6 protein-coding genes are annotated in these 8,260 nt (G+C 54.0%); 3 read left to right on the forward strand and 3 right to left on the reverse strand.

Features of this window, described 5'->3' with window-relative positions; genetic code table 11:
• Window positions 1-2: 2 nt before the first annotated feature.
• Both VFA09_04925 and VFA09_04930 read right to left on the reverse strand, forming a co-directional pair.
• Window positions 3-1,439, reverse strand: coding sequence for an ABC transporter permease (locus VFA09_04925; GenBank protein ID HZU66603.1), 1,437 nt, complete (start codon window positions 1,437-1,439; stop codon window positions 3-5).
• Between the two features lie 15 nt (window positions 1,440-1,454).
• Entirely contained in the window at window positions 1,455-2,393 is a 939-nt protein-coding gene (locus VFA09_04930; GenBank protein ID HZU66604.1) for an ATP-binding cassette domain-containing protein, read from the reverse strand.
• A 261-nt stretch (window positions 2,394-2,654) separates the two neighbouring features.
• On the opposite strand from VFA09_04930, the gene VFA09_04935 reads away from it, so the two are divergent.
• Genes VFA09_04935 through VFA09_04945 form a run of 3 tightly spaced genes read left to right on the forward strand, consistent with a single transcriptional unit; the run spans window position 2,655 to window position 6,146 of the window.
• Window positions 2,655-3,926, forward strand: coding sequence for a sensor histidine kinase (locus VFA09_04935; GenBank protein HZU66605.1), 1,272 nt, complete (start codon window positions 2,655-2,657; stop codon window positions 3,924-3,926).
• 2 nt (window positions 3,927-3,928) lie between these two features.
• Window positions 3,929-4,624, forward strand: a complete 696-nt coding sequence (locus tag VFA09_04940) for a response regulator transcription factor (GenBank protein HZU66606.1) — start codon at window positions 3,929-3,931, stop codon at window positions 4,622-4,624.
• Window positions 4,625-4,661: 37 nt separating this feature from the next.
• Window positions 4,662-6,146 carry a WD40 repeat domain-containing protein gene (locus tag VFA09_04945; GenBank protein ID HZU66607.1) on the forward strand — a complete coding sequence of 495 codons (1,485 nt, stop codon included), beginning with the start codon at window positions 4,662-4,664 and terminating at the stop codon, window positions 6,144-6,146.
• A gap of 106 nt (window positions 6,147-6,252) precedes the next feature.
• Here the strand turns inward: VFA09_04945 and VFA09_04950 are convergent, their stop codons facing one another.
• Window positions 6,253-7,827, reverse strand: coding sequence for a DEAD/DEAH box helicase (locus VFA09_04950; protein ID HZU66608.1), 1,575 nt, complete (start codon window positions 7,825-7,827; stop codon window positions 6,253-6,255).
• Window positions 7,828-8,260: the final 433 nt, after the last annotated feature.

Consider the following 8,260-nt stretch of genomic DNA (forward strand, 5'->3'; position numbering starts at 1 on the left):
CTTCACCGGCCAAATGCCAGCTTCATCACCTGCCCTAGACCTGGCCGCTGCCCGTACATCAAAACTCCTACCCGGTACAGGCGGGCGGCAAACCAGGCGCAGGCCAGGATAGCAACCAGCAACAACGTGATCGACACAACGACCTCCCACCAGGCAACTGTGCCTACAGCGACACGTACCAGTATCAACATCGGAGACCAGAGCGGAACATATGACAGCGCCTTCACCCAGGTCGCATTAGGAGAAGAGAGACTGAAAACGACCAGAATCCAGCCGGTAATGATCAGAATCATAGGAAGCATGATCGCGTTTTGCACCTCATCCTGCCGTCTGATGGTTGCGCTCAGTCCTGCCGCCAGAGTGGCATAGAGGAAGAACGCCAACAGGATGCAGATCAAGAAGAGGAGGTAGTAGGGGATGGATATGCTGGTAAGATACTGGCCGAAGCCTCCCGCGTTCGCGCCGAGCAGTGCGTCCTGCAGAGGGGCTTGCAGAAGGAGCGCCCCGATGCCAACCACCACCAGGCACGCCATCTGGGTCAGGCACGCCGCCCCGATGCCTATAATCTTGCCGGCCAGCAACTGGAATGGGGTTGCGGCATTCACCAGAATTTCCATAATGCGATTGCTTTTCTCTTCAGCCACTCCCGACGCGACAATATTGATATACAGCGAGATACAGGTATAGATCAGGAGGGGACCGGCAAAGGCGAGGATATATTCGGCGACAATTTGATTCGTCGAACGTGTATTCTGGCCCTGCTGGCTATATACCGTCGTCAAGCTGGGAGATGCGACCAGATCATGTATCTGAGCTGGTGTAAGGCCCTGGCGATAAGCAACATCCAGAAAATTGAGCTGCTGGGTCAGCGTCTGAATATTGGACAGGTTAGGGTCGTTGTTTGGATCGGTATCGGTATCATAGATAAACTGGAGATTCCCCTGTGTGGAACGAGTAAGTACGAGCAGGATATCTAATTTGCCATGTTTGACCTGGCTTTGCAAATTGTCCAGAGAGGTTGGTGACTGGACACTAATCGTATAGGGAGCATTACTTCCGGTATTTGTCCCGTTCAGTTCTGAATTGATATCCGAGATCAGCATCGTCTCATTCATGCCAGCAATCATACCGGCTTCATTCACCACGACGACCTGGGTTTGCGGGCCTGGACTCGCAGTAAGACGCTGCACTAGCTGCATAATCGTAGGGACGAAAGCGGCAACAAACACAATGATCAGGAGAAGAATGCTCATAATGATGAAACTTCGTTGAGTGATGCGATTTTTATATTCGCGCCCAGTAATCAGGCGGATATTGCGCCAGTTATGGAGCGAGGCGGCACCGCTCGTGCTGACGACCACTGATGTACGGCCCTGTTCTGGAGAGTTTTGCGAGGGCATCTCTCTGTCTGGCGTAACAACTGCTTTCTTTGGCATCATGGCAATCCTCTTTCTCTATGCTGAAAGCGCGGAAGAAGGCGCATCTGGCAGGGAGACCGCGCCAACTTTCTCAATGAAGATATCGGTCAGTGATGACTCGGCCAGCTCAAAACGGCTGATGATTCCGCCGTGTTCTAGCGCAGCCTCCACAATCACATTAGGATTGAGATCGGACTGAATATGCATTTCGATATAATCCTCCCGGCGCTTTATGAACTGCACGCCCGAAAGCTGTTCAAGCCAGTTCGCCTCTGGATCGTTATCGAGTTTGAGCCGCGCTACATTACGTCCATGCTGGCGTTTGACTTCACGCACGCTACCCTGAACAATGCTCTGCCCCTTATTGATAATCACAATATCCTGGCACAGTTCCTCGGCCTGCTCCAGCTGGTGCGTGGAGAAAATGATCGTCTTTCCACGGCGGTGCATCTCCAGAAACGCCTCTTTCAGCACATTCGCGTTGACCGGGTCCAGGCCGCTAAACGGCTCATCCATGACCAGGATCGTTGGATCATGCAGGATAGTCGCCAGAAACTGTATCTTCTGCTGATTGCCTTTGGACAGTTCTTCGATCTTCTTTTTGCGATTCACATTGATTTGAAATCGTTCGAGCCATTCGGTCAATTCTTTCTCAGCATCCTGCTTTGATAAGCCATTCAGCCGCGCCAGGAAGAGCAGTTGTTCATCCACCTGCATTTTTGGATAGAGTCCGCGCTCCTCCGGCAGGTAGCCAAAGGAGCGACGCGGCACCTCGCCCACCGGAGTGTCATTCCAGGTGATAGAGCCACTATCGGGGCGCAAAATATCCAGAATCATGCGCATCGTCGTCGTCTTCCCCGCGCCATTTGCCCCCAGAAAGCCAAAGATCACTCCCGCTCGCACTTCCATCGAGAGATCTTTGATGGCCTGGAACGAGCCAAACCATTTGTTAATGTGTTCAACTTGAAGACCCATAGAAATACCTCACTCCTTGTGCTGCCATTCGTATCTCGCTCGCACTACTTCACCGGCTTCCCTATGCTGAGTATAGCACCCTGAGTGGCACGCTGCCTGTCCCACCAGTCACAAATTCCGGTCCTATTTCTACCCCTGACTGCTATGACCCCAGTCACGGATCTTCTCGCCAGACCTATGACCGCAGACACTGGCGAGCGAGAAAGCCTTAAGGTATACTACAGAAAACAGGCGCATCTCTAAAAGTTGGTAGGCCTATCCATGAAATTCAAGCAAGGGCAGAACATCCAATTACCGTCGATCCCATTACTCAGCTGGTATCTGCGGTGGATCCCCTGGGTCATCACCGGTTGCGTTTGCGTGGGCTACTTCTCTGGAGTCTTGACGACGCAGCCTCTTACTCTGCTGAGATTGTTTCTGCTCACGGGAATCTACGGGACCTGGCTCGCGATCTACCATCTCGGAATACAACGGTTCAAGGTCCATCCCCGTGCAGGCTTCGTGTTGGCCCTGGTCTGCCTGGCTTGCTCCTCCCAATTCATCCTCTTACCAGACACGAACACCGATTGGCTCCCATTGCTACCAGTCATTACCGCAGGCTTGACGGTAATGATCAAACCCCGCTCTCTCAGTCTGCTTGTGGCAGGCCTCCTCTGCTTGAGTTCCTACCTGGCGATCCGCCTCATCGTTCCAGACTGGGATATCAGCAGCCAGATAGGCCTCCTGCTTGCCTTTCTCACCATCTATGGATACGCGGCGATCATTAGCGAACTCACGATAGCCCACATAGCGCTGGAAGGCTCGAACGCCAGGCTCGCAGCGGCCCACATGCAATTGAAGGAGTACAGCACCCAGGTAGAGGAACTCTCGATTATACGCGAGCGCAACCGGATTGCCCGCGAGATTCATGACACGCTTGGCCACGCTCTGACGCTCCTCTCGGTCCAGCTGGAAACGGCCACGCAGCTCGAAGCGCGTAGTGATCCCCGCCTGCATGAGGAACTGCTGCAGGCACGACAGGTGGCGAAAGCCTGCCTGACAGAAGTTCGTCAATCTGTCGAGGCGCTCCGACCCGATGAAGCCTCCGTAGGGTCATTGCAGGAGCAACTGCGGCAGCTGGCGGCAGAATTTGAAGCCACCTGCCGCCAGACTCGCATCACACTCGATCTGGAAGAGGCGACGCATCCTCTGAATCCAGAATTGTGCCTGACCCTCTACCGCTGCGCGCAGGAAGCGCTGACCAATATTCGCAAGCATGCGGGCGCTACCAAGGTGCTATTGCGCCTCTCCACGAGCGATGAACAAGAAGAACAGGTGGAACTGACCGTACTGGACAACGGGCAGGGCTGCCCGCCGGAGGATGGACAACGACCGACTGGATTCGGACTGAGAGGTATGCGCGAGCGCGTCGCGCTACTGGATGGAACGCTACGGGCTGGCCCCGAACCGGGACATGGCTGGCGCGTCGAAGTGGTACTTCCGCTCAAAATGCGGGAACAGGCAGCGGTACGCGCGACCAGGGAGAAGGTCTAGCTATGGCAGAGCGTCTTCGTGTGCTGATTGTGGATGACCAGCGCCTGCTGTGCGAAGGCTTTCGCAAGTTGATTGAACTGGAGCCAGACCTGGAGGTGGTAGGCATGGCCAGCGATGGTGAGGAAGCGCTGACTATGATCGAACACCTCCGCGCTGAGCGAAAGGCACCCGATGTGGTGCTGATGGATGTGCGCATGCCGCGTCTAGATGGCATTGCCGCGACGCGTGCCATCCTCGAGCGCTGGCCCGGGATCCGCGTGGTCATCCTGACGACCTTCGATGATCGAGAGCTGATCCAGGCCGGTCTGCAAGCGGGGGCTCAGGGCTATATGCTCAAAGACATCACTGCCGAGCAGCTCGCCACAACTATCCGGGTAGTCGCACAGGGTCAGGTCCTGCTGCATCCAGACGTTGCGCACAAAGTCCTTGCCTCCTTTTCCTCGCCCTCCATCGAACCCGTAGTGACTACTCCTGCCGCGTCTGCATTCGCGGGCGCGAGCGAGCTTTTGCCATTGACCGAGCGCGAACGGGAGATTCTGGCCTTGCTTGCGCGTGGAGCTTCCAACCGCGAGATTAGTGAGACCCTTTACATTGCCAGCGGCACCGTCAAGAACCACCTCAGCAACATCCTTGGCAAGCTAGGCGTGCGCGACCGGACCCAGGCCGCTCTGAAAGCCAGGGAACTCGGCTTGCTGTAGATTTTGTGCTGCATATTCGAAAGACACAGAAGAATATATGGATACTTCCAGGCATAGCGAGTACGAGCAGGTATCAGATGATTTTGAGGTCGAAATCATCAACCTCGACCACATTGATGATACGAAAACTGACCTATCTTCGCAGTTTTCGCGCATATTACTGACCTGGCAACGTCCTGAGAATAGGCGTCGCCGGCGCATCACGGGTATCTCAGGCACTATCCTGCTGTCAATGCTGATTATTCTACTCAGTTTTGGTCCTGGTCTTTCCTCATTCATCGCGAACAGTCTGCACCTGAATTTCACTTCCGCGCCAGGGCTCGTATCGAACGCCTATTCCTCTTCTGAGAGTACATCAAATGGCCCAACCATACCGCAACAGGATGGCCTGGCATGCCTGGTTGACGCAGCCTGGTCTCCTGACGGCAATTCTATCGCGGTGCTGGGCTACACGCAGCAATGTCCTCAGGGCAACTTCGTCACCGCTCGCGTGAATATCTATGACGTGCATACAGGCAAACTCGCCTTCCACTGGACACCCGATTATGCTATTGCCCGCACGCTTTCCGAAATATCAAACGTTCCAGCAAGGCTAAGAGCAATCGCCGCCAGAAAACCTCTTCCCGGTTCAAATGGGGGGTTTGTTAGCCTCTCACCGATTTACTACTCCCGCATCCTCTGGTCGCCTGACGGCCAGAATCTCGCATTGATCTTTACAGCCTCCACACGCCTGGGCAGCTTCGGTGGCGTGCTGTTGATAGCCAGTGTTGGCAACCCGGCGAAGGTCTTCTTGCAACACCAGGATAGCATCAATCCCGTCTATACTACATGGAACAGAAGTTCAGGGCAACCGATCAAGAGCACACCAGTTCCCGCCGCAATCCTCTATCGCTGGGGGCCTGGCGGCTCCCTTCAAGGGCAACGTGTATTAAAGACCCACAGCGTTGCAGCCGCGCCTCCACTTGCGCCCATTGGCAATACCGGTGGCGGCAATTTCTTCACCATCTGGCAGCCAGGCCAGGCGATTACACTATCGCAGGCCCATTCTCCAGCTGTCTATATCTGGAAAACGAGCATCACCGCCTGGTCGCCCGGCGGCAACTACCTTGTAGCGAACATGAATCTCAAAGCCCTGCTAGAACCCTCCGGCCTTCCCTTTCCAGACCCCTCGTTTCTTGCTGCATTGAATCTCCAACATACTCCTCTTTTACCTGTGCATGATACGGCGCTCCTGAGTGCCATACCTGGCTCGCTTGCGTTAGCATGGCGACCGGACGGGCGAGTTTTAGCCGTCGCCAATTTTACCGGCTCGGTTGACCTCTTCGATTGCGCCACGGGCCAAAAGCTCGGCACGTTGTTTACACCCATGAACCACACTCCCATCTCCGGTTCTGCTGCCCTCCTGCGCTGGTCGCCCGACGGCACCCACCTGCTGCTATCCAGCGCCCAATGGGGCATCTTGAATGTATGGAATATTGCATCACCAGGTCACCGGGGTTCTTCGCAACCAACTCTAAAGTAGCAATTCCTGATTAAGGATGATAGGCTTGATGAAAGCGACTATCCGCCTGAATGCTGGATTTTCAGCACTCAGGCGGATAGTGATCTGACGTGTAATTTTCAAAATTCTATCGATGGAGACGGGCCGAACGATTTGAAACAGAAGCCCGCTGTGTCCTTAGTGCCGGCGCCACTCTGGACTTCCTCCTGGCTGTATGACGCTGCGGCTCTGTATCTATAAAAGCATGTGCTGTATGCTTACCGGCGGTCCTGGCAAAATTGGACTGCTTTCCTGCTCCTCCCCTTCCACGCCTCACGCCGCCTGAATGAGAGCGTTCCGGCAATGGAAAGTCTTCTGGTTGCCGCGCAGGTGCATACTCGGATGTTTTGCTGCTAATACGCTCTTTTGATCGCCTTCTCGCGCCTGATGCTGGATAGCTATCCTGCTTTGACCGTGAGCTTCTGCCACGTTCCTGATCCGGAGAGGAATGGTTGCGATTACTTTCCGACTCCAGTTCGATGTTCTGTTTGTGTTCCTGCATTACAGAAATCTCTTGTCGAGGACCTGGTATTGTTCCCATGGCTTCCTCGTCAATAGCGAGTCGCTGCAATGCTGCCGTCTGCCCTAAGTCGCGTGCCATACGCCGCCATCTGGGCACATCTGATGGTACTAATAGCGTAATCGCCTTGCCTTGCCGCCCCATCCTGCCCGTTCGACCAATCCGATGTGTAAAAAGCTCGCTCGATTCCGGCAGCTCATAATTGATGACCTGATATATCCCTTGAATGTCCAGCCCGCGCGCAGCAACGTTTGTGGCAAGCAGCGTCTGTACGTGCCCGCGGCGGAACGCGGTAAGCACCTCTTCACGCGCATGCTGGCTCTTGTTACCGTGCAAGGTTCCCACGGCAAATCCAAGTTTGCTGAGTTGTTTCCCCAACTTCTCAACACCGTATTTCGTCTTGCCAAAAATGAGACTGCTTTCTCCCTCGCTAGAGCGCAAGAGGGTACAGAGTGCGGCCATTTTCTGTGCTTGCGGTACCTGGTATGCAATCTGTTCAATTGCGCTTTGCTCGCCCGTAGATGGGTGAACGGTAACGCTGACAGGGTTTTTGAGAAAATTTTGCTGTAGCGTAACAACCCAGTCGGGTATCGTTGCTGAAAAAAGTGCTGTTTGACGGGTGTCAGGCGAAGTTTTCAGTATCTCTTCAATTGCTGGCGCGAAACCGCTATCCAGCATCTGGTCTGCCTCGTCCAGTATGCAGATGCGCAGATAATCAAGTACTAAAGTCCCGCGATCAAGATGGTCCTTCACTCGTCCCGGTGTGCCTACTACAATCTGCGAACCATAGCGCAACGCCGAGATCTGACTGCCATAGGCGCGTCCTCCCACAAGCAGCGCCGTCGTAATGCGCCTACTACTTGCCAGCCTGGAGAGAACAGTGTTTACCTGGATAGCCAGTTCGCGAGTTGGCACAAGTACCAACGCCTGGACTACCCGCTTGTCCCTGGCTATCCTTTCGACCAGCGGGATGCCATAGGCCAGCGTCTTGCCTGAGCCGGTAATTGATTGTCCCACCAGGTCATTTCCGGCAAGTAGCACTGGAATTGCCTCAGCCTGAATTGGAGTAGGTTCTGTAATTTGCATATCGGCGAGTACAGTTTGCGTCGATGGTTGCAAAGAGAAGTCATAAAAAGAAAGCATGAAAATCCTTTCGGTCACTGCGTCCCTTGGACACAGTAATAGAGTCCTGAAGGCACAATGACTTCAGGAAGTACCAGGAGCAGACCGTAGGATACGGGAGCAAAGCTGCCAGCTGATAAGTAGAACTTGTATGCAGGAAGAGATTATTCTACAGAGGATTGCTCAGAGCTCTTTAGCGTCTTTAACGAGAAACCAGCTATGTTAAAACAGCCTGTCTCGTGCCATGCAAACAAATATAACTGTTGCATTATACTTGTTGGAGAGCCGGTTGTCAAGCAAAATGGGCCTTGAAACAGGGCTTGTGAATTATTGCAGAGAAAGGCTTGCCCTAAGAGATAAGATAGGCATAACAAAACTCAACTTATCTCAAGGAGAAGCCTCTCATGTATTGTATCGCACGTCGCTGTGTCCTTCCTTCTCTGACGACAGAGCA

The sequence above is a fragment of the Ktedonobacteraceae bacterium genome (genome assembly GCA_035653615.1).
Classification (GTDB): domain Bacteria; phylum Chloroflexota; class Ktedonobacteria; order Ktedonobacterales; family Ktedonobacteraceae; genus DASRBN01.